Origin of the sequence: Bacillus sp. FSL W8-1202 (assembly GCF_038006165.1) — a bacterium.
Lineage (GTDB): Bacteria > Bacillota > Bacilli > Bacillales > Bacillaceae > Bacillus > Bacillus subtilis.
Genome location: NZ_JBBOUR010000001.1, coordinates 1,349,154 through 1,376,147 on the forward strand (window position 1 = coordinate 1,349,154; position 26,994 = coordinate 1,376,147).

General features: G+C 44.6%; 26 protein-coding genes and 1 pseudogene. 16 read left to right on the forward strand and 11 right to left on the reverse strand.

The genetic code is table 11. From position 1 onward, the window contains the following. Positions 1-60: 60 nt before the first annotated feature. A complete protein-coding gene (locus NSQ09_RS07140; RefSeq protein ID WP_210216784.1) occupies positions 61-939 on the reverse strand; it encodes a glycerophosphodiester phosphodiesterase in 879 nt (292 codons plus the stop codon). Positions 940-1,037: 98 nt separating this feature from the next. Then, positions 1,038-2,372, reverse strand: a complete 1,335-nt coding sequence (gene glpT, locus NSQ09_RS07145) for a glycerol-3-phosphate transporter (RefSeq protein WP_003246460.1) — start codon at positions 2,370-2,372, stop codon at positions 1,038-1,040. 296 nt (positions 2,373-2,668) lie between these two features. Here glpT and NSQ09_RS07150 point away from each other — a divergent pair, with 296 nt between their 5' ends. The 3 genes from NSQ09_RS07150 to NSQ09_RS07160 all read left to right on the forward strand — a co-directional run bounded on the left by NSQ09_RS07150 (position 2,669) and on the right by NSQ09_RS07160 (position 5,173). Further along, on the forward strand, positions 2,669-2,917 hold the full coding sequence (locus NSQ09_RS07150) for a YbeF family protein (protein WP_041335199.1): 249 nt from the start codon (positions 2,669-2,671) through the stop codon (positions 2,915-2,917). Between the two features lie 91 nt (positions 2,918-3,008). Then, entirely contained in the window at positions 3,009-3,926 is a 918-nt protein-coding gene (locus NSQ09_RS07155) for a bifunctional helix-turn-helix transcriptional regulator/GNAT family N-acetyltransferase (RefSeq protein ID WP_341030753.1), read from the forward strand. Further along, positions 3,923-5,173 (forward strand): MFS transporter, encoded by a 1,251-nt coding sequence (locus tag NSQ09_RS07160; RefSeq protein WP_041335293.1) that lies wholly within the window; start codon positions 3,923-3,925, stop codon positions 5,171-5,173. The genes NSQ09_RS07155 and NSQ09_RS07160 overlap by 4 nt, the downstream gene beginning before the upstream one ends. A gap of 33 nt (positions 5,174-5,206) precedes the next feature. Here the strand turns inward: NSQ09_RS07160 and NSQ09_RS07165 are convergent, their stop codons facing one another. The 4 genes from NSQ09_RS07165 to NSQ09_RS07180 all read right to left on the reverse strand — a co-directional run bounded on the left by NSQ09_RS07165 (position 5,207) and on the right by NSQ09_RS07180 (position 9,715). Continuing rightward, a complete protein-coding gene (locus tag NSQ09_RS07165; protein ID WP_017694975.1) occupies positions 5,207-5,632 on the reverse strand; it encodes a hypothetical protein in 426 nt (141 codons plus the stop codon). A 74-nt stretch (positions 5,633-5,706) separates the two neighbouring features. Next, positions 5,707-7,896 carry a glycoside hydrolase domain-containing protein gene (locus tag NSQ09_RS07170; RefSeq protein WP_017694976.1) on the reverse strand — a complete coding sequence of 730 codons (2,190 nt, stop codon included), beginning with the start codon at positions 7,894-7,896 and terminating at the stop codon, positions 5,707-5,709. Between the two features lie 74 nt (positions 7,897-7,970). After that, positions 7,971-8,891 (reverse strand): DMT family transporter, encoded by a 921-nt coding sequence (locus tag NSQ09_RS07175; protein WP_042977350.1) that lies wholly within the window; start codon positions 8,889-8,891, stop codon positions 7,971-7,973. Beyond that, the gene (locus tag NSQ09_RS07180) at positions 8,888-9,715 is read right to left on the reverse strand and encodes an AraC family ligand binding domain-containing protein (protein ID WP_041335207.1); all 828 of its coding nucleotides are present in this window, start codon (positions 9,713-9,715) and stop codon (positions 8,888-8,890) included. Before NSQ09_RS07180 ends, NSQ09_RS07175 begins: the two co-directional genes overlap by 4 nt. Positions 9,716-9,928: 213 nt before the next feature. On the opposite strand from NSQ09_RS07180, the gene purT reads away from it, so the two are divergent. The 10 genes and pseudogenes from purT (at position 9,929) to trhO (ending at position 17,328) form a co-directional block, all read left to right on the forward strand. Beyond that, the gene (gene purT / locus NSQ09_RS07185; protein ID WP_260849747.1) at positions 9,929-11,098 is read left to right on the forward strand and encodes a phosphoribosylglycinamide formyltransferase 2; all 1,170 of its coding nucleotides are present in this window, start codon (positions 9,929-9,931) and stop codon (positions 11,096-11,098) included. Between the two features lie 143 nt (positions 11,099-11,241). Then, entirely contained in the window at positions 11,242-12,183 is a 942-nt protein-coding gene (gene mpr, locus NSQ09_RS07190; protein WP_041335212.1) for an extracellular metalloprotease Mpr, read from the forward strand. Then, complete coding sequence (locus tag NSQ09_RS07195) at positions 12,146-12,544, forward strand: YbfJ family protein (RefSeq protein ID WP_017694980.1); 399 nt, start codon at positions 12,146-12,148, stop codon at positions 12,542-12,544. The genes mpr and NSQ09_RS07195 overlap by 38 nt, the downstream gene beginning before the upstream one ends. Positions 12,545-12,714: 170 nt before the next feature. After that, a complete protein-coding gene (gene cesB, locus NSQ09_RS07200; protein WP_088272151.1) occupies positions 12,715-13,605 on the forward strand; it encodes an enantioselective carboxylesterase CesB in 891 nt (296 codons plus the stop codon). Positions 13,606-13,800: 195 nt separating this feature from the next. Further along, positions 13,801-14,334 (forward strand): CDP-diacylglycerol--serine O-phosphatidyltransferase, encoded by a 534-nt coding sequence (pssA, locus tag NSQ09_RS07205; RefSeq protein ID WP_017694982.1) that lies wholly within the window; start codon positions 13,801-13,803, stop codon positions 14,332-14,334. Continuing rightward, positions 14,325-14,813 carry a DedA family protein gene (locus tag NSQ09_RS07210; protein ID WP_003234861.1) on the forward strand — a complete coding sequence of 163 codons (489 nt, stop codon included), beginning with the start codon at positions 14,325-14,327 and terminating at the stop codon, positions 14,811-14,813. Before pssA ends, NSQ09_RS07210 begins: the two co-directional genes overlap by 10 nt. Continuing rightward, a complete protein-coding gene (locus NSQ09_RS07215) occupies positions 14,806-15,597 on the forward strand; it encodes a phosphatidylserine decarboxylase (RefSeq protein ID WP_041335218.1) in 792 nt (263 codons plus the stop codon). The genes NSQ09_RS07210 and NSQ09_RS07215 overlap by 8 nt, the downstream gene beginning before the upstream one ends. 54 nt (positions 15,598-15,651) lie before the next feature. Then, complete coding sequence (locus tag NSQ09_RS07220) at positions 15,652-15,930, forward strand: hypothetical protein (protein WP_017694984.1); 279 nt, start codon at positions 15,652-15,654, stop codon at positions 15,928-15,930. A gap of 86 nt (positions 15,931-16,016) precedes the next feature. Continuing rightward, positions 16,017-16,109 (forward strand): annotated as a pseudogene (locus tag NSQ09_RS07225) (hypothetical protein); the annotation flags it as partial. Between the two features lie 250 nt (positions 16,110-16,359). Beyond that, a complete protein-coding gene (gene trhO / locus NSQ09_RS07230) occupies positions 16,360-17,328 on the forward strand; it encodes an oxygen-dependent tRNA uridine(34) hydroxylase TrhO (RefSeq protein WP_017694986.1) in 969 nt (322 codons plus the stop codon). A 139-nt stretch (positions 17,329-17,467) separates the two neighbouring features. Here the strand turns inward: trhO and NSQ09_RS07235 are convergent, their stop codons facing one another. From NSQ09_RS07235 to nagB, 4 genes are all read right to left on the reverse strand, one after another. Continuing rightward, the gene (locus NSQ09_RS07235) at positions 17,468-18,826 is read right to left on the reverse strand and encodes an IS1182 family transposase (RefSeq protein WP_041339714.1); all 1,359 of its coding nucleotides are present in this window, start codon (positions 18,824-18,826) and stop codon (positions 17,468-17,470) included. Between the two features lie 119 nt (positions 18,827-18,945). Beyond that, a complete protein-coding gene (gene gltP, locus NSQ09_RS07240) occupies positions 18,946-20,190 on the reverse strand; it encodes a glutamate-aspartate/proton symporter GltP (RefSeq protein ID WP_341030757.1) in 1,245 nt (414 codons plus the stop codon). Positions 20,191-20,363: 173 nt separating this feature from the next. Continuing rightward, positions 20,364-22,229: a glucose-specific PTS transporter subunit IIBC gene (gene ptsG / locus NSQ09_RS07245; protein ID WP_341030759.1), complete on the reverse strand. Its 1,866-nt coding sequence runs from the start codon at positions 22,227-22,229 to the stop codon at positions 20,364-20,366. A gap of 20 nt (positions 22,230-22,249) precedes the next feature. Beyond that, the gene (nagB, locus tag NSQ09_RS07250) at positions 22,250-22,999 is read right to left on the reverse strand and encodes a glucosamine-6-phosphate deaminase (protein WP_341030761.1); all 750 of its coding nucleotides are present in this window, start codon (positions 22,997-22,999) and stop codon (positions 22,250-22,252) included. 218 nt (positions 23,000-23,217) lie between these two features. Here nagB and gamR point away from each other — a divergent pair, with 218 nt between their 5' ends. From gamR to NSQ09_RS07265, 3 genes are all read left to right on the forward strand, one after another. Continuing rightward, positions 23,218-23,925 carry a transcriptional regulator GamR gene (gene gamR / locus NSQ09_RS07255; RefSeq protein WP_003234841.1) on the forward strand — a complete coding sequence of 236 codons (708 nt, stop codon included), beginning with the start codon at positions 23,218-23,220 and terminating at the stop codon, positions 23,923-23,925. Positions 23,926-23,958: 33 nt separating this feature from the next. Further along, positions 23,959-24,234, forward strand: a complete 276-nt coding sequence (locus NSQ09_RS07260) for a DUF1648 domain-containing protein (RefSeq protein WP_014478698.1) — start codon at positions 23,959-23,961, stop codon at positions 24,232-24,234. A gap of 209 nt (positions 24,235-24,443) precedes the next feature. Continuing rightward, positions 24,444-25,514 (forward strand): branched-chain amino acid aminotransferase, encoded by a 1,071-nt coding sequence (locus NSQ09_RS07265; protein ID WP_041340020.1) that lies wholly within the window; start codon positions 24,444-24,446, stop codon positions 25,512-25,514. A 36-nt stretch (positions 25,515-25,550) separates the two neighbouring features. Here NSQ09_RS07265 and mmuP read toward each other — a convergent pair whose 3' ends face one another. Further along, the gene (gene mmuP / locus NSQ09_RS07270) at positions 25,551-26,963 is read right to left on the reverse strand and encodes an S-methylmethionine permease (RefSeq protein ID WP_041340023.1); all 1,413 of its coding nucleotides are present in this window, start codon (positions 26,961-26,963) and stop codon (positions 25,551-25,553) included. Positions 26,964-26,994: the final 31 nt, after the last annotated feature.

The window sequence follows — 26,994 nt, forward strand, 5'->3', positions numbered from 1 at the left end:
TTTGATCCCTGTCTCAAAAACGGGGGTCAGTCCCAGTTGTCGCAAGGTTTTTTGCTTTTATTAACCCTTTTTTACTTTGTGGAAAAGATCAGGATAGTTGGTGAACACTCCTGTTACGCCCCAATCAAGCAGGCGATGCATATCAGCTTCATTATTGACTGTGTAAGGGTGAAGCAGGAGGCCGTGGCTGCGGATCATACGGACGTTTTCTTGATTTAAAGCTTTATAATCCGGGCCCGCACCGACAGCGTATGTTTTGATTTCTTCCAGGGCAGCATCTGTCATTGACGCCATTTGTTTTGCTTCCAGCAATTGAACGGTCGGCAGGTTTGGCTGTAATTGATGGACTTTTACCAGACTTTCTTTGCTGTACGATTGAATGATCACCTGCCCTGGCTTAGAATGCTTCCCCAGTAATTTATGTTTCTGCAAAGAAGCGATCAGTTTTTCTTCCATACCTGGGTAGGTGTCAGGCGATTTTGTTTCAATGTAGTAGTTCGCGTGCTTTCCGAAACGGTCTAATACCTCTTCTAATGTAGGAACTTTAAGGCCGACGTACTGCGGCTTTGCTTTTTCCGGATAGGCTTCATTAAACCAAGAACCGGCGTCAAGCTTCTTAATGTCTGCGAGCGTATGGTCTTTCACCCAGCCCGTTCCGTTTGTGGTACGGTCCAGTTTTTCATCGTGCATGACAATCAATTTCCCGTCTTTTGTCATTTGCAGATCTAATTCAATATAATCTGCTTTCATTTTCTGAGCGGTTTCGTAAGACAGAATCGTGTGCTCAGGCACATATCCAGAAGCCCCTCTGTGCGCGACGGTCAGGATACGGTCAGGTGACAGCAGGTTTCCTTTTGACGCTGCCGACACTGGCGTTACCATAAATAAGAGTAAGCCCAGCGACAGAACAAACAAGGCCAGTATTTTATTTTTTCTCATGATTTCTCCTCCTTATAGATAAGCACTACCTGTCTTTCATATTAAAAAACGGATGTAAACGGCGTGTTGGAAAACTATTAATCTTTTATGTGTCTTTCTTAAACATGCTCTGCCCGTTTTCCTGTATTCCACGTCAAAGCCAAGAAGACGATGGCAAGAATGCAGGATGAGATCAGCATGATAAAGCCGCCGTTCCAGTTAAAACGGTCCACGACAAAGCCCATAATGGCGTTTGCGAAGGCGGATCCGCCGATGTATCCGAAAAATCCGGTCAAACCGGCTGCAGTTCCGGCTGCTTTTTTCGGTGCTAGATCAATTGCTTGAAGGCCGATCAGCATAACAGGTCCGTAGATTAAGAAGCCAATGCTGATCAGGGCGATATTGTCTACGAGCGGATTGCCGGCCGGATTCAGCCAGTACACCAATACGGCAATGAAAACACCCGCCATAAACAAAACGCCTGCCGGTGCCCGGCGGCTTTTGAAGAATCGGTCACTGATCCAGCCGCACAAGATCGTTCCCGGTATGCCTGCGTATTCGTAAAGAAAATACGACCAGCGCGAGTCTTCAGGAGAAAAGCCTTTGGCTTCTGTTAAGTAAGTAGGCGCCCAGTCAACCACGCCGTACCGCACGAAATAAACAAATACATTGGCAAAAGCGATGTACCAAAGAAATTTGTTGTTCAGCACATATTGAAAAAGAATTTCTTTTGTTGTTAATTCTTTTTCCTGATTTTTAAAAGCGTGTTTTGGATAGTCATTCCGATACTCTTCAATTGGCGGGAGTCCGCAGGATTGAGGCGTATCACGAACCAATAAAACAATTAAAAATGAAATGATAATGGCGATGATGGCAGGGAAGAAAAACACGCTTTTCCAAGTGACGAACATCGCGATCCCAAGAGTGACAAGCGGAGCAAGAATACCGCCGCCTATGTTATGAGCGACATTCCAGATCGACATTTTTGTGCCGCGTTCACTTATGGAGAACCAATGGGCCATCGTCCTGCCGCATGGCGGCCAGCCCATTCCTTGAAACCATCCGTTGATAAACATAAAAATAAACATGATGGTGACGCTCGAAGTCACCCAAGGCATTGAAACGAATAGAATATTAACGATTGCTGATAAAAATAGGCCTGTCGCCAGAAAATATCTCGGATTACAGCGGTCAGACACCATTCCCATGATGAATTTGCTGAAGCCGTACGCAATGGACACAGCGGCCAGCACCAAACCCAGTTCTGTTTTCGAAAATCCCTGTTCCTGCAGATAAGGAATGGCAAAGGCAAAGTTTTTCCGCAGCAGGTAGTAGCCTGCGTAGCCAATGAAAATACCAATGAATACTTGCAGCCTGAGCCGTTTGTATGCCGCATCCATCTTTGAATCATCCAGTCTCTCAATGTGAGGAGCCGGTTTAAATATATTAAGCATTAACAATTATCCCCCTTTGCTGTTTGTGCTGGATGTGTGGCGTGCCTCCTTTCCCGAAAAACAAAAAGAGCCAGAAAACACCCCTTGTCAAAAGGGGTTGGATTCCTGGCTCTCCTCATCTCCATCCAAGCTATTAACTTATAATGATAGCGCTTTCTTAAATTATCATAGTCCGGAGCGAATGTAAACGGGTAATTTTCAAATTGGGTCTTAGGAAAGTAAATATTATCCTTTTACTAAATGCAGTTATGTTTTTTTACTAGTAACATAAAAATCTGGAGGGAGGCTGTTTAAAGGTGGATGAATTAGATATCGCATTCTTTATTTTACCGTTAGGAATTATGCTGCTATCGATTGTCGGGACCTGTATTTGTAAAAACTCGTATCTGATGCCAATGCTTAGTTTGGTGATTTCTCTTGTGCTCACCTTTACCATTTTTAATGAATCATTTTTGGGATGGGCTGTTGTCTATAGCTTGGTTTCTCTGGCTTTATCCTATATCACATTGATTGTGGTAAGGAAAAGGAAGGAATCAGGAAATTAAAAAGACCTCACTTTCTAACATATCGTTGACTAAGGCAACTATATGTGATTATAATTGGCTTAGTCAACAATATTAGAAAGTGGGGATTGATTTGAAAACAAGAGAATCATCTGTCGGATTAAAATTCAGAAAGTTCAATCGATTTTATACAAACGTCCTTGGTTTCCTTAATGAGCACATTTACGACAGCCCGTTTTCCTTAACAGAAACACGGATTTTATTTGAGATTTATAATACGCCTAATTGTACGGCAAAAGCTCTTCAGGATAAGCTGGGGCTTGACCGAGGATATGTCAGCAGGATTGTGAAGCAGTTTGAAAAAGAAGATTTGATCTATAAACAGAGGAGCAAAGATGACGCCCGCCACCATTATATTTTTGTCACAGAAACAGGAAAAACGATTTATAAAAAGCTGGAGGAGAAAGCCAACGAACAAGTAGAACTGATGCTGAATGAAATCAACCAAAAGGAGCAGCACAAGCTTGTCGAGGCGATGGCAGAGATTGAAGCGATCCTTTCACAGTCGCTTTCTGCCAGATCATCAGAAATATCGATTAGAGATTATTTTCTTTCGGAGGATCTTCAACTCCTTATTGAGAAACAAAGACAATTTTACGCGGAGGCTCACGGTTGGGATGACACGTTTTTAGCTTATCTTCAGGAGACATTTGACGCTGACATCGAAAAAATATGGATTGCGGAAAGCGGCGGGAAATTTGCCGGCTCTGTCGGGTTGGTCAAGCACGATGAAAAGACAGTCCAGCTCAGATGGTTTCTGGTTGATGCGGATTTTCGGGGCAGGGGGCTCGGCACGCAATTGCTGGAGCATCTGGTTGCATACTGCCAAGACATGAAGTTTGACCGCATTTTCCTTTGGACGGTGAGCACGATGGCTGAGGCTCGTCCGCTCTATGAAAAATTTGGATTCAGGATAAGTGAAGTGAAACAAGAAGCGCCATTATGGGGACAGCAGCTGACAGAAGAACGGTGGGATTTGGAGCTGTCATGAAAAGACTGCATTATGCGTGGATTATCGTCTCCGTCACCTTCTTGATCTTATTGGCGGTTCAGGGGGTGCGGCTGTCGTTTGGTGCGTTTGTGGAGCCGTGGGAACGGCAATTTTCAATGGATAGAAGCACCATCTCGCTGATTTCGACGATGAGTTTTATTGTTTATGGCATATCACAGCCTGTGATTGGGCGGCTTGTGGACAAATGGGGTGCTCGGGCTGTTTTGTCAGGGAGTGCGTTACTGACAGGAGTCAGCATTTTCTTAACATACCTTGTGACTTCGCCTTGGCAGTTGTTTTTGCTTTATGGGCTGGGTGTCTCACTTGGAGTGGGCGGAGCATCGAATGTGGCGGCAAGTGTATTGGTCGTCAATTGGTTCAGCAAAAAGCGGGGACTAGCCTTTGGGATCATGGAAGCAGGCTTTGGCGCGGGGCAAATGCTTCTCGTTCCCGGCTCACTCATGTTGATCCATTGGTTTAGCTGGAAGCTGACGGTTGTGGTGTTGGGACTGCTATTAATCGTGATTGTCTTTCCGGCTGCGCTGCTGATGCTGCGGAACAATCCTTCAGAAAAGAATACAGAGCCGATAGGCGGACTGGCTGCATCAGAAAAAGAAACAGCACCCAAAACAACAGCTCTTTCAGTGGCCGGGATGTTTCGTATGAGGCAATTCTGGTTCTTGATTTTTCCGTTTTTGATCTGTGGTTTTACGACCGTGGGGCTGATGGATACCCATTTGATTCCGTTTTCTCATGATCATGGCTTTTCAACGACAGTCACGAGTGCTGCTGTCAGTCTTCTGGCAGGCTTTAATATTGCTGGCATCTTGCTGTCCGGAATTGTAGCGGATCGGTGGAGCAGCCGGAAAATCCTGTGCTTTTTATATGCGGTGCGGGCGCTGTCGATCGTAATTCTTATTTACAGCCACGAGCCCTACTTGCTTTTAGCCTTTGCGATTCTGTTTGGATTAGTGGACTTTGCAACGGTAGCACCGACTCAAATGCTCGCCACCCAGTACTTTCAAAACTACTCGATCGGCCTCATGATTGGCTGGCTGTCACTCGCCCATCAGATCGGATCGGCACTAGGTGCGTATGTGCCCGGCGTCATCTACACGGTAACGGGTGAGTATACACTGGCTTTTTATTTGTCGATTGGAATGCTCGTGCTTGCGAGCGTAATGAATGTGATGCTGAGGGAGCCAGCGGCGGTTACGCGTGACAGTGCGGCTGTGGTAGACAAGTGATGAGAGCAGAGGATAAGCATCTCTGATTTGGGATTATTCAGAGATGCTTTTTTTGTATTTTTGTTCTAATACGAAGTCGATCATACCGACTATGCGGGCGTTTTCGGATTTTTGTTTGAAGTTTTGGGAGACTTGAATGGCTTTTGCGTTTTTAAAACAAGAGGCAAGCCAGATAAACCCGACAACAACAAAAAATAATCTAGCAAGTAAACTCCCTGCATGGGGTAATTCATTAGTTGTAAAATATAAAAATAGAGTAACTAATGTACCGTAGATTACTGTTTTTATACTATGTATAAGAGTTAGCTGAGGCTCACTAAAGAATACTTTTAGTTGATTCAGCATGATAGAATCCTGCTTGGTTAGAAAAGTCAGGATTTCTTTATCATTTTCCTTGTACTGTTTAATAGTTTCGGCCATTTTTACTGTCTCTTTAAATGTTTGTTGATTTAGAGTCATCCAGTATCCTCCTTAAAAGTAAAGCACTACATGAGGAATGATATAGATCCATAGACCCATGTAGTGCTGATATATTATTTATTTGCAGAAGGGAATAAAGCTAAAAACGCACTTATAAAAGCTACAGCTCCACCTACTGCTAAGGTTTCAGGTATAGCTGTTAGCAAGGCAGCAATTCCTAATACAGCAGCCACTCCAAATGTAATATGAGTGAGAGTAGATTCCCAATCTGGTGAGTATACTTCCTCAGTATCTGGTAAAGTAAAGTGCTTCTGTTTTATTTTAAACGTAATCGTAGTCGTTAGTCCAGTTGTGACATTGTCACCTACTGGAATATCAGGTGTATAGATTTTAATTTGAATGTTTAAAGATTCAGCTGTTGGATTTACATAAACCTCCAAATAACCGTTGCGTACTGATAAGCTCAGACTATTTAAAAGGTTTTGATAAGAGTCGATTTGTGACGCAGTGAGAGACGTTTGAGTGTCGCCCAATAAACCCGTGATATAGGCACCTGGTTTACCATTTGTAATGGTAATTGTGTTTGGTGAACCTTCACTTGGTATGGTTGCCAGAAGTGAAGTTGATAGAATAATATCCAACTCAGGTGATGTGAAAATGGTTTCTGTCGTATCAAATTCAAACATCGCGTTTGCCAGACTTGTTAGATTTTCTAAAGCTGGAATGGTAGATAAAATGTCTGTCAGTGTACGCAGTCTTGCATCATATACCGGATCAGACGGCGGATTTACATTGCTTGCACCTGAGTCTCTTCCTGAATACCCGTCTTTATCAATCCCGATGCTTCCAGAGCCGCTTCCGATGGTTCCTTCATAAAATTGATCAAAGGCCCAATTGTTTGGCATCGGATAGCCGAGATTGCCGCTAAATCCTGTTGACATATTTGCCACAAAACTATACTTTGTCATTCCTGCTTCTGATGTACGGATACAAATGTTTCTTGGTCCGTAAACCCCTATTTCATACTTAGGTGCGGTTGAAAATGTCTGCATTTTTGTAAATGCTGACTTAATCTCTTGGAAATAAGGAATGATTTTATCGGTCACTTCATAATCGTATGCATCAAAATCGACAGCGAAATAAATGGTCGTGCCTGACGGAAAACCTAATCTTCTAGCAGCAGAAGCGGCACTATATGCATCTCTTGTGCCTTGGTCTTTGACAAAATAAGAAGATTCATAGCCGCCGTCTTGATAAATTGGGAAAACCTTCAATCCGGCATCAAGAATAACTGCAAGCTCTTTAGATGTCAGGGCTTTTGATGTGAGGCCGCTGCTTGTCCGCACATTTCCGGTCAAATATCTGCCAACCGTTTTATAACCGTTATTCCGCAGTGTTTGAGCTTTTTCTGCGGTTATAATTGTAGCAGTGTCACAAGCAGAAGCGGCGCGAGTTGTGTCTCCTGAGCTTGATAATAAAGCTTTAATGGTTGGCATATCTGCATAACCTGTTTGCGGCAGGCACATGAACTCTTGAAATGCTTTAACAGCTGAAACAACACCCACACCATATTTGCCGTCAAACTCACCAGGATCGAACGATTTTCCGTTACAATAGAGGGCGTACTGAACAATTAAGACAAATCCTGTTCTTGAATCGCCGGGAGTTAAAGTAGGGCATAAACTTGTGGTGCCGTTTCCGAAAAATCCATTGGCAACACTTGTGCTCATGCCTTCTTCTTTTTGCAGGGCATAAATAAGAGCTTTATTTGTATCGCGGCCATACAGTCCGTCACAAGGCATTAACCCGATATAGTCATTGTAGTCCCGATTTAAGTTTTGTTGAATCTGGCGAATTCTTGAATCACCCCCAGACACCAGCTTAAAAGCGCTCATGTCTAATAAGGCTTTCATAATTAACGTGGTGACAATCCCATCCTGTGTTGTCAGTCCGGCAGCTTTTTGAAATTCTTTTACCGCATTTTCTGTTTTTTCGTAAAAGACGCCTGTAAAACCGCCGGGATTAAAGCCTTTACACCATAAAGCCCCTTGTAAAATAAAATTCATGTTGCTTGGTTTTGAATCTGGAGCTTGGCGCTTAAGAGGCTTAAATAAACGCTGTGTTGTCGGCCCGAAGTTATCGGCTGGCTCTGAGATACCCAATTCAATTTGAAGCGCCCGAGTCAGACCGTAGATCGTATCCCACCCAGTTTTCCCGCTTTCTTCTACAGGGTTATACCCATGTTTGCCGCTGTACGTATCGTTCAGCCATTGCTGTGTGATTAAGACCATTTCATCAACCATTTCGATTCCTCCTTTGTTAGATTGCGTTCATTTATAGGTGGCAAACGTAGGACAAAATAAAAAAATGGATGCCGTTAAGCATCCATTTTACATCCATTCTCCAACAGCTTCGCTTTCGGTTTCATCTCCGAGATGTAGAGGCCTAAAAGCGTAAGGGCGCCTCCTAGAAGAGCGATCCATGTCATGTTTTCATGCAGGATCAGGACGGAGGCGGCGATTGTGATAACCGGGACCAGGTATATATAAGCACTGGATTTGACGGCTCCGAGCACGCCAACTGAATAATTCCAAGTGGCGAAGCACAGGGCAGAAGCGCCAATCCCTAAGAAAAGCATGTTGAGTATATTTGAAGCAGATGAAAATCGGCTTAGGTCAAAATGGAAGTCGAACAAAAATAAAGCGGGAACCATAAACAATAAGCCGTACAAAAATACTCTCTGTGTCAGCTCGATGATGTGGTATTCGTAAGCGCTTAATTTTTTCATGAATATCGAGTATCCGCCAAACACGAGAGCAGCCCCGGCTGCCATGATGTCTCCGAGCGGATTTAGACGCAGTACCACATTGCCGTTAAACGTAATCAATAAAAGCCCGATCAGTGCCGAGACAAATCCAATCAAAAAAGTCAGACGCAGTTTTTCGCCTTCGAGCAGAAAATGGGCCAAAACCGCAGTGATCATCGGTATAATGGACACGATCATGCCGACATTGGATGCGTATGTATAGGTGAGAGCTATATTTTCTAATAGAAAGTATAAGGTTACGCCAAATAAACCAGCTCCGGCAAACAACAGCTCCTGCCGCCAATTTCTGAACGGAATCATGTTGGGACGGACGAGGATAAGAGCGATAAAGCCCATCAAAAACCGATAAAATAATATTTCCATTGGAGAGAAGTCAGCCAGCAGAACTTTTGTCGAAATAAAGGTCGTCCCCCAAATCAGAATGGTCACAATGGCTGCGATATGCCCCGAAGTTTCTCTTTGTATGTTCATCTGTGAAGCTCCTTTTCAAAAATCTTCATGTATTGCTTCGGCGTCAGCCCCACCTGCCGTTTAAAAAACTTCGTCATATGACTCTGATCGCTGAATCCTGTCTGAAATGCCGCATCAATCGGCCTTACCCCTTGTTCAAGGAGTTTTTTGGCTTGATTAATCCGGATTGTTTCCATGTAGCTATTAGGGGTAATGCCTTTTTGTTTTGTAAATGAACGCAATAAATGATACTTGCTCCAGCCTGTTAATTCACTCAAATCATTGAGTGTGACATTTTCGGCATAATGCTCTTCTAAAAATTCACAAACCATTTTGACTTCGTCTGATGGTTCTGGAACGCTGCTAAGGAACGTGACATCTGAATAATGGCGGATCAGCTCCTCTAATAGATGAAGAAACAGCTCCTCCTTACGCAAAGCTTGTTTTTCCTCGGATATCAAAATATGCAATTCCTGCAGGCTGGCTGTCAGCTCATGGCGGAATAACACATGCTGGGAGAAATAAGGGAGATGCCCGGCGCCAGTAATCTCTTTCACCGCCTTCTCCATGATATCCGGCATGACATTGATACACCGATAATCAAGCGTCCGGCCGTCAATCTGTTCACAGCTATGCGTGTCACGGGGGTTAAAGAGGAGAAGATCACCTGGGTTGATGATATATTCTTGATCCTGACAGGCCAGATACCGTAGCCCTTTTTCAATAAATCCAATCACATAATAATCGTGAAAGTGGTTCGGGAATTTTTGCATAATTCCCTTGAAACGGTAGGCTTCTATATGAAGGTGTGGGTCAAGCTGCAGTGTGCGGGTTTCGTTTTGCATGGGATGCCTCCTGTCGGTGTGGTGGTCTTGGATTAAGTGTAGCATGATTTAGGGGGATTTCTTGTATGATGTTGCTGTTTAGGAATAGAGAAAGCAGACCGTTATTGCTGCTTTCGTTTAAGAATTTAAAAGATTTTAACCCTCAATATTAATTTTATCTTTTTTAATAAAAATTTATTTTTCAAATATTTCAGTTATAATGGTTTGGAACAGATAGGAGGGGCAAAGATGTATCAATCAAAGAAGGTTTTATTGTTAGGTTCAGGTGAGTTAGGTAAAGAGGTAGTGATTGAAGCCCAGCGTCTTGGGGTACAGACGGTGGCAGTTGACAGTTACGAGCATGCTCCGGCGATGCAGGTTGCGCATAATAGCTATGTCGTTGATATGCTGGATCACGAGCAGATCAGAGCCATCATTGAGAAAGAAAAGCCGGATTTGATTGTGCCTGAGGTGGAGGCGATCGCGACGGATGAATTGCTGAAGCTTGAAGAGGAAGGATTTCACGTCATCCCGAATGCCCGTGCGGCCAAGCTGACGATGGATCGGGAAGGCATCAGACGGCTTGCGGCAGAAACGCTTGGACTTGCGACGGCTGGCTATGAATTTGCGAATACATATGATGAATTTATACAAGCGGCAGCACAGATCGGTTTTCCTTGTGTCGTTAAACCATTGATGAGTTCTTCTGGAAAAGGCCAAAGTATCTGCCGCTCTGAAGCGGATTTAGAGAGCTGCTGGGAGACGGCGATGGAAGGCGGACGGGTGAAAAACGGCCGCGTGATCGTTGAGGAGTTTATCCCATTCGAATCAGAAATCACACTCTTAACCGTACGTGCGGTTAACGGTACGGCATTTTGCGAGCCGATCGGTCATGTGCAAAAGGACGGGGATTATATCGAATCATGGCAGCCGCATGATATGACAGAGCAGCAAATAGAAGAAGCGAAGCATATTGCGAAAACGATCACGGATGAGCTTGGGGGATACGGCCTGTTTGGTGTTGAGCTGTTTCTTGCGAAAGATAGGGTATATTTCAGTGAGGTATCTCCCCGTCCGCATGATACGGGTCTTGTCACGCTGGTAACGCAAAATTTGTCAGAATTTGCACTGCATGTCCGGGCGATTCTCGGCTTTCCGATTACAGAAATCACACAGCTTTCTCCTGGCGCCAGCAGGCCCCTCAAAGCGCCGGAAGAATTAGCGGATTACACTGTTGAAGGATTGGAAAATGCACTGGCAGTCCCAAAGACTCAAGTGCGAGTCTTTGGAAAGCCGATAACGAAAGCCGGACGTCGTATGGCAGTTGCGCTTTCTGCTGCTGATACAGTTGAAACGGCAAGAGAGAATGCAAAGAAAGCGTTGGACCAGCTAACGATAAAATAGAGTTTGAGCAGGCCTTGTCATCGTACAAGGCCTGTTTTTTTCTTCCTCCGTAAAAGTTTTATCATAAGAATCAGAAACCTGATTATAATGTAAAAGTCTTTCATCAATACGGGTGGTTGACACTAAAGTAGGGAGATGACAAAATGAAATTAGTTCCAAGATTCAGAAAACAACGGTTCGCTTACTTAACGGTTTTGTGTTTGGCTTTGGCAGCAGCGGTTTCTTTTGGCGTACCGGCAAAAGCAGCAGAGAACCCGCAAACTTCTGTATCGAATACCGGTAAAGAAGCTGATGCTACGAAGAACCAAACGTCAAAAGCAGAACAGGTTTCTGCCCCTTATGAGGGAACCGGAAAAACAAGTAAATCGTTATACGGCGGCCAAACGGAACTGGAGAAAAACATTCAAACCTTACAGCCTTCGAGCATTATCGGAACTGATGAACGCACCAGAATCTCCAGCACTACATCTTTTCCATATAGAGCAACCGTTCAACTGTCAATCAAGTATCCCAACACTTCAAGCACTTATGGATGTACCGGATTTTTAATCAATCCAAATACAGTCGTCACGGCTGGACATTGTGTGTACAGCCAGGATCATGGATGGGCTTCGACGATAACCGCCGCGCCGGGCCGCAATGGCTCGTCATATCCGTACGGTACTTATTCAGGCACGATGTTTTACTCCGTCAAAGGATGGACGGAAAGCAAAGACACCAATTATGATTACGGAGCTATTAAATTAAACGGTTCTCCTGGAAACACGGTTGGCTGGTACGGCTACCGGACTACAAACAGCAGCAGTCCCGTGGGCCTTTCCTCGTCAGTGACAGGATTCCCGTGTGACAAAACCTTTGGCACGATGTGGTCTGATACAAAGCCGATTCGCTCCGCTGAAACGTATAAGCTGACCTATACAACCGATACGTACGGCTGCCAAAGCGGCTCGCCTGTTTATCGAAACTACAGTGATACAGGGCAGACAGCTATTGCCATTCACACGAACGGAGGATCGTCATATAACTTGGGAACAAGGGTGACGAACGATGTATTCAACAATATTCAATATTGGGCAAATCAATAAATACAGCAAACTAGCCATATTCATGTCTATTTTGTTTTTATGCGGGTGCAGTTCGCAGACGCATTCTTCTCAAAAAGAAACGACTATTCCTGTCACTCTTCATGTGGAGGATGCTAAGGGGCTGCCGGTCGAAGGGGTTCAAGTGACGATTGTCAAAGCGCCCTCTTCAGATGAGGAGCCGAGTACAGAGATTGGTGAGATACTCGGTAAAACAGACAAAAACGGAGATATCAAATGGGATACTGGCAGAAAAGGCGATTACTCAGTCGCATTGACGAAGGGTGAAACATCAGTAACCCATCAGATCTCGTTAACAGAGGATAAAAAAAATCATGCCATTCTATTAGTCTTCAAAGAATAGCAGTTTCCTTGATTTTAAGGGAACTGCCTTTTTTATTTATTGCAGGAAACCAAACTATATACTGGAAATTTATTATGTGAGATAATAAGAAATAGGTATTTTTTCTTACGAGACAAAAGGGGCGTTATCCTTTATTTTATATCAATCAAACCCGGAGGAAAAAGAAGAAAATGATACAAGATTCAATGCAGTTTGCCGCGGTTGAAAGTGGTCTGCGCTTTTACCAGGCATATGATCAAAGCCTTTCTTTGTGGCCGATTGAGTCGGAAGCATTCTATGTTTCTACTCGTTTTGGAAAAACACATATCATTGCAAGTGGGCCAAAGGACGCACCTTCGCTTATTTTGCTTCACGGGGGCCTTTTCAGCTCTGCGATGTGGTATCCGAATATCGCGGCGTTGAGCCGTCAATTTCGTACATATGCGGTCGATATAATAGGAGACAAAAATAAAAGTATACCATCAGCAGCCATGGAAACGAGAGCTGATTTTGCAGAATGGATGAAAGATGTCTTTGATTCTCTTGGACTTGAGACAGCACACCTGGCCGGCTTTTCGCTTGGCGGGTCCCATATCGTGAATTTCTTACTCCGCGCGCCTGAAAGAGTAGAGCGGGCGGTTGTTATGAGTCCCGCTGAAGCGTTTATTTCATTTCATCCGGATGTCTATAAATACGCTGCAGAACTTACAGGGGCAAGTGGAGCTGAATCATATATCAAGTGGATCACAGGCAACAGTTATGATCTGCATCCTTTACTGCAAAGACAAATTGTGGCGGGCGTGGAATGGCAGGATGAACTAAGGAGCCTGAAGCCGACAGAAAACGGCTTTCCGTACGTGTTCACAGACCAGGAATTGAAATCGATACAAGTCCCGGTACTGCTGATGTTCGGTGAGCACGAGGTCATGTACCATCAGCAAATGGCCTTTGAGCGGGCTTCGGTATTGGTGCCGGGAATTCAGGCTGAAATCGTAAAGAACGCAGGACATCTGTTATCTCTGGAGCAGCCAGAGTACGTCAATCAACGCGTCTTGTCCTTTTTATGCGGGGGGATAAAATAGTAAGGAACATGAAAAGATTGGCATTCATTTTTCAAAAGGTAACAAATGTTGTATAATAATAGAATTTGAATGCTGCTTTTTTTGGGAGCATTCTATGTTATCATGCTTATTGGAGAAAAATTTTTCCTGTAACGCTATTCGATCACTATCGTCAAATAATATAGATGGTTTTACAATTGGAGGTTTGATTACACTGTGAATTACATCCCCTGTATGATTACGATAGGAAACTTCATTTGCGGATTGCTGGCGATTCATTCCTTGCTATATCACAACATTCATTCAGCAGTGCTTTTTATTTTTACAGGCATGTTCCTTGATTTCTTTGACGGGATGGCTGCTCGTAAGCTGAATGCCGTTTCTGATATGGGGAGAGAACTGGATTCGTTTGCCGATCTGGTTACGTTTGGGGTGGCTCCTTCTATGCTTGCTTACAGTGTCGCGTTGTATACCCTGCCATTTATCGGGATCTTATGCGCATTGACGTACAGCATTTGCGGAATGCTTCGCCTCTCTAAATTTAACATTGAACAAAGCAAGCTCCCGACGTTTATCGGTATGCCGATTCCGTTTGCGGGCATGTGTCTCGTTATTCTAAGCTACACCTATAACCCGATCCTTCTGGCAATCGGCACTTGCGGACTCTCATATTTGATGGTGAGTAAAATAAAATTCCCTCATTTTAAAAAACATGCGGCAGAAAACCTGGAGTCCGGGAGATGGAATTAGTTCAGCAGCTCATAGCGGATTACGGTTATCTCGCTATTTTTTTGATGCTGGTATTAGGGATTGTAGGATTGCCGATTCCAGATGAAGTGATGATGACCGTTGTTGGCTATTTCACGCATACCGATGTATTGAATTATGAGCTTTCGATATTGATTAGTTTTGTCGGGGCTTTGTTAGGTATGCTGATCAGCTACATGATTGGCAGAAAAGCCGGACGCCCGTTTATCGACAAGTACGGCAAGTGGGTCGGCTTAAAAGAAAAAAGAATGATGAAAGTGGAAAAATGGATGAAGAAATACGGTCCATATTCTCTTATTTTAGGTTATTTTATTCCCGGCGTCAGACATGTGACGTGCTACTTTTCGGGGATCGGCAAAATGGATCTGAAAACGTATGTTGCGTTTGCGGCAATCGGCGCCTTTTTATGGTGCTTTGTTTTTATTACAATCGGAAGGGTTATAGGGATTATTCATGTTTAATACGGCTGTAAAGATTCTGTATCGATCATTGATAGAGCTGACGAATCATCGTCTGTCATCCTATCTGATTAAAGGATTTTGCGAGTCGAAAATCAGCAAACCGGTCATTCCGCTTTTCTCAAAACATTTTCGGCTGAATTGGGATGATGTGGACGGTACGGCTGCTGATTACGGATCGCTGTCCGAATTGTTCATTCGACAAATAAATCTGGAGCGGCGCCCTGTGTCAAAAGAGGCGCATGCGGTGGTCAGCCCTGTTGATGGTGTGGTTCAGACGGTAGGAATCATCAACCCGAATCAAACCTTTACGGTGAAGGGAAAAGATTACTCATTCGCTGAGCTGACCGGCTGTAAAAGCGCAGACCATCAATACAACGGCGGTTACTTCGTCGTGCTGTATCTAAGCCCGAGGCATTATCACCGTTTCCATTCTCCGATCAGCTGCAGGTATCAAAAGCTGGCCGAGCTCGGAAATCGCTCATACCCGGTAAATCAACTAGGCTTAAAATACGGGAAAGATGTTCTGTCGAAAAATTATCGATTTGTGTACGAGCTGAATAGCGGCAGCCGAAATGTCCTGATGATTCCTGTCGGCGCGATGAATATTAATTCTATCGTGCAGACGAATACCCGTACTAAATTGGAGATCGGCGAAGAGCTGGGATACTTTTCATTTGGCTCAACCGTCATTTTGATTTTTGAAAAAGACGCGTTCCAGCCGTCCGCCCATTTAGCAGAAGGCCAAGAAGTTCAAGTCGGAGAACTGATAGGTTACGAAGAGTAAGAAGAGGAGCTTGCATAAACGCAGCGCCTCTTTTTTTGAAGAAAGGTGAGACTTATGGAGAAACAAATCATCAGCTGGATTACAGATTATCAGAACACCGGAGATGAAGCCGTCCTCCGGCAAGTGCGAGAAGTGTGCTGGCCGATCGTTGAAGCGGTTTTGCAAGAGAAAGCAATAGATGATGAACAAGCGAACAATTTGCGCGAAAAAGGAATCGAGCGGTTTCCATTCATCATCAGCAAATACCAAGCGGATGTGCAGCTTCCAGTTGAGACATTTTTACAAAATACGTATCGGTTTTACTTTCATCAGGTGATGAGAGAATCCAGCTAAAGCTTCTTTCAACAGAGAAGCTTTTTTTGTTGGCAGGAAAAGGAAACTTTTTCTATATCTATCTCGTAATGACTAGAGAACCTAATTGGGGATTCACAGAAGAGCAGATGATCCTTAAGGAACAATATGACGGTGTCATTTGGCTGGAGCATATCACGCCCTCTGTCATTATCAAGTGAGCGGCGACCTCCTGTGCTATAACAGATAGAGTTCACCTTTTGTTTGATAGTTTTCAGATAACTACCTTGATTAGTGAATGAATGGAAAATACTTGTTTGCCATGAGAAACCCTTGTGGTGCTTAGGTTTGTAAGAGCTTGGATATTTTTATCAGTCTGGGCGGATCTGTTCATCTTTGCGGCATTTTCCTGTATGATATAGTAAGAGTGTGTGCATAGCAACTAACTATAATTGAACAGGGTGTTTAAACATGGAAAAACAATACAGAGTATTACTTTACTATAAATATGTTCCGATTGAAGATCCAGAGGCGTTTAGAGAGCAGCATCTGGCTTTTTGTAAGGAGCTTGGTTTGTTAGGCCGTATCCTTGTTTCTTCTGAAGGAATTAACGGTACGGTATCAGGTACGGTTGAACAGACTGAAAAATATATGGAAACAATGAAAGCTGATCCTCGTTTTGCGGACATGGTATTTAAAATTGATGAAGCAGAAGGCCATGCCTTCAAAAAAATCTTCGTCCGCCATAAAAAAGAGCTTGTAACGCTTCGTCTTGAAGATGATGTCGATCCGAACGAAACAACAGGCCAGCATTTGAAGCCTGCAGAATTTTATGAGAAGATGCAGGATCCAAACACAATTGTCATCGACGCGCGTAACGATTACGAGTATGACCTTGGCCATTTCAGAGGTGCGGTCCGTCCTGACATCGAAGCCTTCCGCGAATTACCTGAATGGATCGAAGAACACAAAGATATGCTTGAAGGCAAAAAGATTTTAACGTACTGTACAGGCGGCGTGCGCTGTGAAAAGTTCTCAGGATGGCTGGTGAAGCAAGGCTTTGAAGATGTAGCACAGCTTGACGGCGGAATCGTGACATACGGAAAAGATCCTGAAGTGCAAGGCAAGCTTTGGGATGGCCAGTGCTACGTATTTGATGAAAGAATCAGCGTGCCTGTCAACCGTGTCGAGCATGTGATTGTCGGCAAGGACTACTTTACAGGAGAACCGTGTGAGCGTTATGTGAACTGCGCAAATCCATCTTGCAATAAAAAAATGATATGCACACCGGAAAATGAGTATAAATATATGCGCAGCTGCAGCCACGAATGCCGCACGAACCCAAGAAACCTGTATGTGAAAGAGCATAATATGACAGTAGAAGAAGTAAACGCAAGACTGGCAGCGATTGAAACAGAAGATCACGCTGCTGCTGAATAAAAAAAGAACACCTCGGATTGAGGTGTTCTCAGTTTGTCGACAAAAGGGGTTCGGAATGGTCTCATTCCGAACCCCTTTTTAGCTTTTTATGGGATTTTAAGCTATTTAATAAAAAGACAGACCTCTTCGAGTTCATCATTTAGGCCATTTTTGGACCTTGCCACGTCCAGTTGGCCATCTTCTTCAGGTTCATGGCAGCGAAAGTAAGCATCGCCTGCATCGACAATTTTTTAAGTCCCCTTAACGTTGTCCAACGCATGCCATGCTTTTCTTTTCCATCTGCGAATACACGCTCAATGGTTTCTTTACGTTTGGCATAAATCTCTTTCACCTCTGCGTGATAGCGAAGATGGTCTGCCTCTTCTACGTATTCCTGCCAAATATGACGCGTCACCACTTTCTGGTGGTCTTTACTCTCCGTACATCTGGCTAAAAATGGGCATGTCGCACAAATCTGTTTTGGCGATTTGTACTCCCGATATCCTTCTTTATTCGTTGTCGAGTAGGCCAAGATCTCACCTGCCGGGCAAAGATAACAGTCAAAGTATTCGTCATACACATAGTCATGTTTTCGGAAAAAACCTTTTTTCGTACGTGGTCGTGTGTATGGCAAGGCAGGGGTCATCCCCTGTTCCAATAAGTAACGGGTAATCGCAGGAGTTTTGTACGCGGCATCTGCGGCGACCGCTTCAGGCTTTCCGACTCTCTCTATGACCTTTCCGACCAATGGCTCTAAAATCTGACTATCATGTGTGTTGCCAGGTGTGACCATGGTGCCAAGCACAAAACCGTTACGATCCGCGGCTGCGTGAAAAGAATAGGCGAACTGCTTCGTCCGTTCATCCTTCACATAGTAACCACTCTCTGGATCGGTGGTGCTTTCTTTGATTTCTTTCTTCTCTTCCTTCTCAAACTTGTCCGGAGGAAATGTTTTTTTTCCGTGATCTTCCCGGTCCTGGTTAATCTCTTCTTGAAGGCGTTCCTGATACGCGCGTGTCTCTTTGCGAACGACTTTCTTTTCAAATTTGCGTTTGTTCGCACTCGCTTTAACATGGGTCGAATCCACGAAAACGTGCTCGGCACTGATTAGCTTTTTCTCGGCAGCTTCCTTTAAGATGCGATAGAAAATCTGTTCAAACAGATCGGTATCTTTAAAACGGCGTTCATAGTTTTTTCCGAACGTAGAGAAATGAGGCACTTTATCGTGAAAACCATACCCAAGGAACCAGCGATAGGCCATATTGGTTTCCACTTGTTCAATCGTTTGGCGCATGGACCGGATTCCAAACGTGTATTGAAGGAAGGTCAATTTAATTAAGATGACAGGATCAATACTGGGACGACCGATTTCTGAATACATGTCCTTCACCAAGTCATAGATGAACGAAAAATCAAGTGCTGCCTCTATTTTACGAACCAAGTGGCTGGCCGGTACCAATTGATTTAACGTAATCATTTCTAATTGATCTCGTTGAATGGGATTATGTTTCGAAAGCATGTCAATCACCTCAAGTTATGTAGTACTTCCATTGTAAAATAAAAAAGACTGTAGGCAAACTGGATTTCTTCCAGTTTGTCTACAGTCTGAGAACACCTCGGATTGAGGTGTTCTTTTTTCTATATGCTTTCAGTTTGGCTGTTTGCGGAAACCCATTCTTTTTGGCGGAAGGCCTTTTCCCATTTTGATACCACGATACAGGCGATCGCATGTCCCGGTACGTTCACGCCCGTTCTCGCCATGTCCATGACGCGGTCAACACCCGCGATAATGGCAACGCCTTCAGCCGGCAGTCCTACAGCATTGGCAGTCGCCAGAAGAACTACAAGCGATCCTGAGGGTACAGCTGCAATGCCTTTACTGGTCATCACAAGCACAAGCATCATGAGCAGCTGCTGGGACAATGTCATGTCTACTTGAAAGGCCTGTGCGAGAAAAATACAAGAAACCGATAAATATAAGCTGGAGCCGTCACAGTTCAATGACAAGCCGGAGGGAACGACAAATGATACCACTCGTTTGGGACAGCCGTATTTCTCCATTCTATCCATCAGCTGAGGGAGAATGGTTTCAGTGCTGGTGGTGGAAAATGCAATTAAAAACAGATCCCATATCATTTTCAATACTTCGAAATACTTAATCTGAAAGATGAGACCGACAAGCGGAAAGAGGACAAAGAGGATCAGGAACAGGCCAAGGAATACGGTGCCAACCAGCTTAAACATAGGGAGGAGGAGTTCAATGCCATATTGGCCCACAGAAGCTGCCATCAGGGCCAACACGCCGATAGGAGCAGTGACCATGACGATTTGCGTGAGCTTGAACATAATCTGAGCGGTAGATTCAAAAAACTTCATTACTGGTTCAGAAGCTTTGCCGATACCAGCTGCGGTGACACCAAATAAAATGGCGAAGAAAATAACGGCAAGCAAATCATTTCTGGCCATGACATCAATAATGTTTGTAGGGATAATATCCAGGATCATTTGCTTGAAATCAACAACTTTGTCTGTGTAGCCGGAAAGTTCATGAATATTTTTTTTTGCCAAATGGGAGAGGTCAAGCCCGACACCTGGTTTTAAGACATTCGCTAATAAAAGTCCAAGCCCTAATACCAACGTTGTAATCACTTCGAACCAAATGATCGTCTTGATGCCGAGACTGCCCATTTTTTTCATGCTTCCGCTTCCTGCGGCTCCAATGACAATGGTAGAAAACACAATCGGCACAACAATCATTTTAATCAGGCGGATAAATCCATCTCCGACAGGCCTCAGTGCCATCCCGAAATCAGGAAAAAAGTGGCCGATCACCGCGCCGACAGCCAAAGCGATTAAAATTTGAAACGCGATTAATTTTTTCAAATGAATCCCCCTTTAGAACGATAGAATGTAGGCATATTCATATCATTCGTGATTCAAATGCAAACACCTTTTTCAAGTTATTTTATTTTGACAGCGCTTTCATTATGTTGGCGAAAAAGTCCCCCGCAGCAGGGGGGACTTTTTTACTTCATTTGAATGTGCTTTAGGTCTTCTTAAGAGGTATTTGTGAAAATAACCGGTGTTATGGCTGAAGCGGCATGCTGCTTGATGTAATTGAGATCAAAGGTGAGAAGCAGTTCGCCTTGTTTGACGGCTTGTCCGCTTGTGACATGTGCTTCAAAGCCTTCCCCATTCAGTTTGACGGTATCGATGCCGACATGAATCAGGATTTCAGTGCCACTGGCGCTCATAAAGCCGATGGCGTGTTTTGTCGGAAAAATCGAGACGATCTCGCCGTCCGCAGATGCAACGACTTTTCCTTCTGATGGTATAATCGCAAATCCCTCGCCCATCATTTTTTCTGAAAAGACTTGATCAGGCACATCCCCTAAAGAGACTGTTTCTCCTTTAATCGGATAGATAAAGGTCTCACCGGAATCGGGCTTCTGCTGTTTGTCAGTTAACGTGTCAAGCGTGGCGGCGGTGGAAGGGACGCCTCCGGCCATGATTGTTTTGATGTCGTCTTTTAAGGCATCGGACTTGGTTCCGAATATTGCCTGGAAGTTGTTGTTGACCTCCAGCACACCTACTGCACCAAGCCGTTTTAATTCATCCTTGCTGACTTGGCTTGGCTGATGAACGGTCACACGAAGCCTAGTGATACACGCATCCAGGTTAGCGATATTTTGCTGTCCGCCCAAGGCCTGCAGCACGTGAAAGGCAAGCTGGTCTTTTGCAACTGGAGTTTTCTCCTCATTCTGACCGTCTTCATCTGTCTCACGGCCGGGCGTTTTCAAATTCCATTTCAGAATCGCAAATCGGAACAAATAATAATAAATGAAAGCAAACACGATCCCGACAGGAATGACAACCCAGCCGTTTGTAGACAGTCCGTAGTTCAAGACGTAGTCAATTCCGCCGCCTGAGAACGTATAGCCGTGGCGGACATGGAATAAATCACAAACGACAAAGATGACGCCGGCAAGAATAGAGTTAATCAAATAGAGCACGGGCGCAACGAACAAGAAAGAAAACTCAACCGGTTCTGTAATTCCGGTCAGCATAGATGTGAGCGCCGCAGAAATCATCACGCCGGAGATCATTTTTTTCTTTTCCGGACGCGCGGTATGGATAATGGCAAGTGCAACTGCCGGCAGACAGAAAATCATGTAAGGGAAATCCCCCATCATAAAGCGCCCGGCTGTCGGGTCTCCCGCGAAAAACCTTGTCAGGTCTCCGGTTACGGTGTTGCCTGTTGATGGGTCTGTGTATTCTCCCATCATAAAATAGAAAGGCGTATAAAAAATATGATGCAGGCCAAAAGGAATCAGCAAACGATAGATCGTTGCATAAAAGAACAGGCCGACTGTTGAATCGGCAATTAAACTGCTGGCTGCGTTAATTCCGTTTTGGATCAGCGGCCAAACGAATGAGAAAATGACGCCGATCACCAATGAACTGACGGAAGTAATAATCGGGACAAAGCGTTTTCCAGAGAAAAATCCAAGGACCGGATGCAGCTCGATTGATGAAAATCGCTTATATAAATAGGCGGCGAGAAGCCCGATGATGATTCCTCCGAAAACCCCCATATCAATCAGGTGCTCGGCTCCTTCATACGGAGGCTGAAGGCCGAGTAATTTTCCCATATTGTCGAGGGTGACGGTTAAAATTAAGTATCCGATGACAGCGGCAAGTCCGGCTACACCTTCTCCGCCGGCTAATCCGATCGCGACCCCCACGGCGAAAATCAGCGGGAGATTATCGAATACAACGCCGCCCGCATCCCTTATAATAGGGATGTTCAGTAAATCCTTGTCTCCGAAACGGAGCAAAAGACCTGCTGCCGGCAGGACGGCAACCGGAGTCATCAACGCGCGGCCAAGCTGCTGCAGAATTTGAAATGCCTTTTTAAACATGACAGTCTCCTTTTATTGTGTTATGAGAATGATGCACTCTTTAATTTTTGAGCTGCTTTATAATCGGCGATAACGGTTACATGATTGTGTTTTTGAAGAATGGAGGCTGGTACTTCTGTCGTGACAGGACCTTCAGCCATCTTTTGAATGGCGTCTGCTTTTTCCTCGCCGCTTGCTAAAAGCACAATATGTTTGCTGAATTCCATGATGGTTTTAATGCCCATTGAAATCGCGAGTCTCGGCACCATCACCGGATCACTGCCGAAGAATCTGGCATTTGCCTGTATCGTGCTTTCCGAGAGCTTCACAACACGTGTCCGGTCTTCAAAATCAGATCCCGGTTCATTGAAACCGATATGGCCATTGGCGCCGATGCCGAGAATTTGGACATCAATGCCTCCCGCCTGGCGGATGAGATCCTCGTATACTTTGCATTCCGCCTCAAGCTGCGGGTTGTCTCCTTGCGGGATATGAATATGATCAGGCTGCATATTGATATGCTGAAATAGATGCTCATGCATAAAGTGGTTATAACTTTGCGGATGAGATGGAGAGAGACCAGCGTATTCATCCAAATTAAATGTAGTAACCTTTAAAAAATCAATTTTGCCTGCCTGATAGTCTGAAATCAACTGCTTATACAAGCCGACCGGTGTGCTTCCTGTTGCCAGGCCGAGAACGGCATCTTTCTTAGTTTGTATTTGTTCTTTAATAATGGCAGCGCTTAACTTACAGAGTTCTTCGTAGTGCTCGGCGATCAGAATCTTCATGTGACACCCCCTCAAAGAGATAGACAAGCACCATATTTGTTATGACCAATTTATGATACTTGTCATTACGAATTTAGCACCGCCCTTATCAAACTGTCAATATTAATTTCAGAAAATTTGTTATAAAAGAAGGATACAAATCTTTCATATTGGGATGGCAAATGGTATCATGGTCTCAATGAAAAAGAACGGATTGCATACAGAATGGGGAGAATGAAATGACAGCTTTATATTCTGTTATCAAGTTTAAAATCATTGAGTTAATTAAATCAGGCAAATATCAGGCGAATGATCAGCTGCCGACGGAGAGTGAGTTTTGCGAACAATATGATGTTAGCAGAACAACTGTGAGACTGGCCCTTCAGCAGCTGGAGCTTGAGGGATATATTAAAAGAATTCAAGGAAAAGGGACATTTGTATCGGCGGCAAAAATACAAACGCCGATTCCGCATAAGATTACGAGCTTTGCAGAACAAATGAGAGGCCTTCGTTCTGAATCAAAAGTGCTTGAGCTTGTGGTGATTCCTGCCGATCACTCCATTGCCGAGCTTTTGAAAATGAAAGAGAATGAACCTGTCAACAAGCTTGTCAGAGTCAGATACGCCGAGGGGGAACCTTTGCAGTATCATACCTCATATATTCCCTGGAAGGCGGCACCGGGGCTGGCACAGGAGGAATGCACCGGCTCGCTGTTTGAATTGTTAAGGACAAAATACAATATTGAAATCAGCAGGGGCACGGAATCGATCGAACCGATTTTAACGGATGAAACGATCAGCGGCCACTTATTAACCAATGTCGGAGCGCCTGCGTTTTTATCAGAATCCCTTACCTATGATAAAAATGAAGAAGTGGTGGAATATGCGCAAATTATTACCCGGGGAGACCGAACGAAATTCACCGTAGAACAGTCATATCATTCATAAAGCAATGTGTTTTAAGAAGGGAATGGTGGTTCTATGTTTTTATTGACGAATGGAAAAGTGCTGTGGGGAGCAGTGATTGCTGCATTCATCCTTTCAATTGTATTTTACCCTTTTCTGCCGACGCAGATGCCGATTCATTATGATGTTGCGAACAGTCCGGATCTGACGGTTAACAAGCTGGCGGGGACTGTGATGCTGCCTGTTTTGATGGTGGTGTTTGCATGGGCGCGGAAGATCAATTGGCAATTTGTATTCGCAGTGTATATTTTGCTGATTTGCCACATTGTCGTCCTTTGTTTAGCGCTCTAAATCAAACAGCCAGAATAAAACTGGCTGTTTTTCTTTAATTTCAGCTTCATCTGACAATGAATGTGGTGTATAATAGCTGATGATCCTAAAGAATATTCTGAAATTTATAGGTGTGAAGCGGCGTATTATTAAAGGAAAGGCTGTATACTTTTTGCAGCTTTAAAAAGACTGAATATTTAAACAACTATGCGAAAGGTGTGCTGATTAGATTGAATAAGCTTATTGAACGAGAAAAAACTGTATTTCATAAAGAAAAGCCCGACCCGTCATCCTTGGGATTTGGTCAATATTTTACAGATTATATGTTTGTGATGGACTACGAAGAGGGGATTGGATGGCATCATCCGAGAATTGCGCCGTACGCACCGCTTACGCTTGATCCGTCTGCATCTGTTTTTCATTACGGCCAGGCTGTTTTTGAAGGATTAAAAGCATACAGAACAGACGATGGCAGGGTGCTCCTGTTCCGTCCGGATCAAAATATCAAACGGCTGAACAGATCGTGTGAGCGCATGAGCATGCCCCCTTTAGACGAAGAGCTGGTGCTTGAGGCATTGACACAATTAGTTGAGCTGGAGAAAGATTGGGTTCCAAAGAAAAAAGGAACGTCACTGTATATTCGTCCTTTTGTCATTGCCACAGAACCGAGTCTCGGTGTGAAGGCATCCAGGAGCTATACATTTATGATCGTGCTTTCGCCTGTCGGCTCCTATTATGGCGACGATCAGCTGAAGCCGGTTAGAATCTATGTCGAAGATGAGTATGTGAGGGCGGTCAACGGAGGAGTCGGGTTTGCAAAAACGGCTGGAAACTATGCCGCCAGTCTTCAGGCACAGCGGAAAGCGAATGAACTGGGCTATGACCAGGTACTGTGGCTGGACGCCATCGAAAAGAAATATGTGGAAGAAGTAGGGAGCATGAACATCTTTTTCGTCATAAACGGGGAAGCTGTCACACCTGCTTTAAGCGGAAGCATTTTAAGCGGGGTTACACGTGCGTCTGCGATTGAATTGATTCGAAGCTGGGGCATTCCGGTTCGTGAAGAGAGAATATCGATTGATGAGGTGTATGCGGCCTCTGCACGCGGAGAATTGACAGAGGTCTTCGGCACAGGCACGGCAGCCGTCGTTACGCCTGTCGGTGAACTCAACATTCATGGAAAAACGGTGATTGTAGGAGACGGGCAAATCGGGGACCTCTCGAAAAAGCTGTATGAAACGATAACAGATATTCAGCTTGGCAAGGTGAAAGGCCCGTTTAACTGGACAGTGGAAGTGTGAAAATCGAAAAAGAACCTGCCCGGAGGCAGGTTCTTTTTATTTTGAATGAGTCATATCAGCAGCCGGCAGGCTTTTGCGGTTTTTCACATAATACATTGCATAGCAAATGGCCATAAATGGAACGCCGCAATACAGTGCGATTCTTTGATTCGGATCAAAGGCAATGCCAACAACGGAAGCCAGGCATAACAGGAACGCGGCAATCGGCACGAACGGATACAAAGGGGTTCTGTATTTCAAATCAGTAACCTTGTTTCCCGCTTCGATATAACGTTTTCTGAACATGAATTGAGAAGCAGCGATTCCCATCCACACGACAACGACGGCAAAACCGGAAATCGACACGAGCACAACGTATACAGTGTCTGGCGCAAATACGCTGGACAGCAACGACAGAATGCCGCCGATCATGCTGAACACCAGCGCGTTAAAAGGGGTTCCTTTTGACGTCAGCTTTGCAAATGTCGGATGAAGCGTTTTTTCTTTTGATAAAGACCACAGCATCCGGGAAGAAGCGTAGAGTCCGGAATTAGCCGCTGACAGGATCGCTGTCAGGATAACAAAGTTCATGATATCGGCTGCGTATGGTACACCGACTCTGTCAAAGACAGCGACAAACGGGCTTTTGATGACACCTGCATCTTGAATCGGAATCAGCCCTGACAGCACAAAAATTGTTCCGACAAAGAAGAGTGAGAGACGCCAGACCGTTGTTTTAATCGCTTTTGGTATTGTCTTGTCAGGATCAACGCTTTCACCGGCTGCGATTCCGATTAGTTCCGTTCCCGAAAAGGCAAAATTGACGGACAGCATCGTCATCAAAATCGGGATAAATCCATTTGGAAAAAGCCCGCCTTCCGCCATGAAGTTGGACAGCATCGGAGCGGCTTCTCCGCCTTTGATCGGGATGATGCCGAACATGGCAGAGCCGCCTAAAAGAATAAATAATACAATGGCTAATACTTTGATGCTGGAAAACCAAAATTCTGATTCAGCGAAAAACTTGACCGAAAATGCGTTAAGCAAGAAAATGAACAGCGCAAAGACGGCACTCCACATCCAAACCGATGTATGGGGGAACCAGCGCTGCATTAACAGGCCGGCTGCTGTGAATTCTGATCCCAATGCCACGGTCCATGTCAGCCAGTACAGCCAAGCGACCGTAAATCCGGTGCCCGGCCCTATGTATTTGGCTGCATAGGTGTGAAAGGCGCCGGTCACAGGCATGGCGACTGACAGCTCACCGAGGCACAGCATGACCAAATAAACGATGCCGGCCCCGACTAGGTAGGCGAGTATGGTTCCGGCCGGGCCTGCTTGCTGAATGGTATAACCTGAGCTTAAAAACAGCCCGGTTCCGATGACACCTCCCAAGGAAAGCATAAAGAGGTGCCGGCTTTTCATACTTCTCTGAAAGGTTGTCTCATTCTTGTTGTGGGCAGAGTTCATCTTTTTCCAACTTTCTATCAGCGATTTATTT

Excerpts from the sequence above, each read along its gene's own strand:
- NSQ09_RS07170 (WP_017694976.1), bottom strand. The coding sequence starts at position 7,896 with ATGGTTGATGAAATGGTCTTAATCACACAGCAATGGCTGAACGATACG.
- cesB (WP_088272151.1), top strand. The coding sequence starts at position 12,715 with ATGATACAAGATTCAATGCAGTTTGCCGCGGTTGAAAGTGGTCTGCGC.
- glpT (WP_003246460.1), bottom strand. The coding sequence starts at position 2,372 with ATGCTTAATATATTTAAACCGGCTCCTCACATTGAGAGACTGGATGAT.
- NSQ09_RS07195 (WP_017694980.1), top strand. The coding sequence starts at position 12,146 with ATGTATTCAACAATATTCAATATTGGGCAAATCAATAAATACAGCAAA.
- ptsG (WP_341030759.1), bottom strand. The coding sequence starts at position 22,229 with ATGTTTAAAAAGGCATTTCAAATTCTGCAGCAGCTTGGCCGCGCGTTG.
- NSQ09_RS07210 (WP_003234861.1), top strand. The coding sequence starts at position 14,325 with ATGGAATTAGTTCAGCAGCTCATAGCGGATTACGGTTATCTCGCTATT.
- nagB (WP_341030761.1), bottom strand. The coding sequence starts at position 22,999 with ATGAAGATTCTGATCGCCGAGCACTACGAAGAACTCTGTAAGTTAAGC.
- NSQ09_RS07175 (WP_042977350.1), bottom strand. The coding sequence starts at position 8,891 with ATGAACATACAAAGAGAAACTTCGGGGCATATCGCAGCCATTGTGACC.
- NSQ09_RS07235 (WP_041339714.1), bottom strand. The coding sequence starts at position 18,826 with ATGCTTTCGAAACATAATCCCATTCAACGAGATCAATTAGAAATGATT.
- NSQ09_RS07215 (WP_041335218.1), top strand. The coding sequence starts at position 14,806 with ATGTTTAATACGGCTGTAAAGATTCTGTATCGATCATTGATAGAGCTG.
- NSQ09_RS07165 (WP_017694975.1), bottom strand. The coding sequence starts at position 5,632 with ATGACTCTAAATCAACAAACATTTAAAGAGACAGTAAAAATGGCCGAA.
- mmuP (WP_041340023.1), bottom strand. The coding sequence starts at position 26,963 with ATGAACTCTGCCCACAACAAGAATGAGACAACCTTTCAGAGAAGTATG.
- NSQ09_RS07140 (WP_210216784.1), bottom strand. The coding sequence starts at position 939 with ATGAGAAAAAATAAAATACTGGCCTTGTTTGTTCTGTCGCTGGGCTTA.
- mpr (WP_041335212.1), top strand. The coding sequence starts at position 11,242 with ATGAAATTAGTTCCAAGATTCAGAAAACAACGGTTCGCTTACTTAACG.
- NSQ09_RS07260 (WP_014478698.1), top strand. The coding sequence starts at position 23,959 with ATGTTTTTATTGACGAATGGAAAAGTGCTGTGGGGAGCAGTGATTGCT.
- trhO (WP_017694986.1), top strand. The coding sequence starts at position 16,360 with ATGGAAAAACAATACAGAGTATTACTTTACTATAAATATGTTCCGATT.
- NSQ09_RS07180 (WP_041335207.1), bottom strand. The coding sequence starts at position 9,715 with ATGCAAAACGAAACCCGCACACTGCAGCTTGACCCACACCTTCATATA.
- gamR (WP_003234841.1), top strand. The coding sequence starts at position 23,218 with ATGACAGCTTTATATTCTGTTATCAAGTTTAAAATCATTGAGTTAATT.
- NSQ09_RS07160 (WP_041335293.1), top strand. The coding sequence starts at position 3,923 with ATGAAAAGACTGCATTATGCGTGGATTATCGTCTCCGTCACCTTCTTG.
- NSQ09_RS07220 (WP_017694984.1), top strand. The coding sequence starts at position 15,652 with ATGGAGAAACAAATCATCAGCTGGATTACAGATTATCAGAACACCGGA.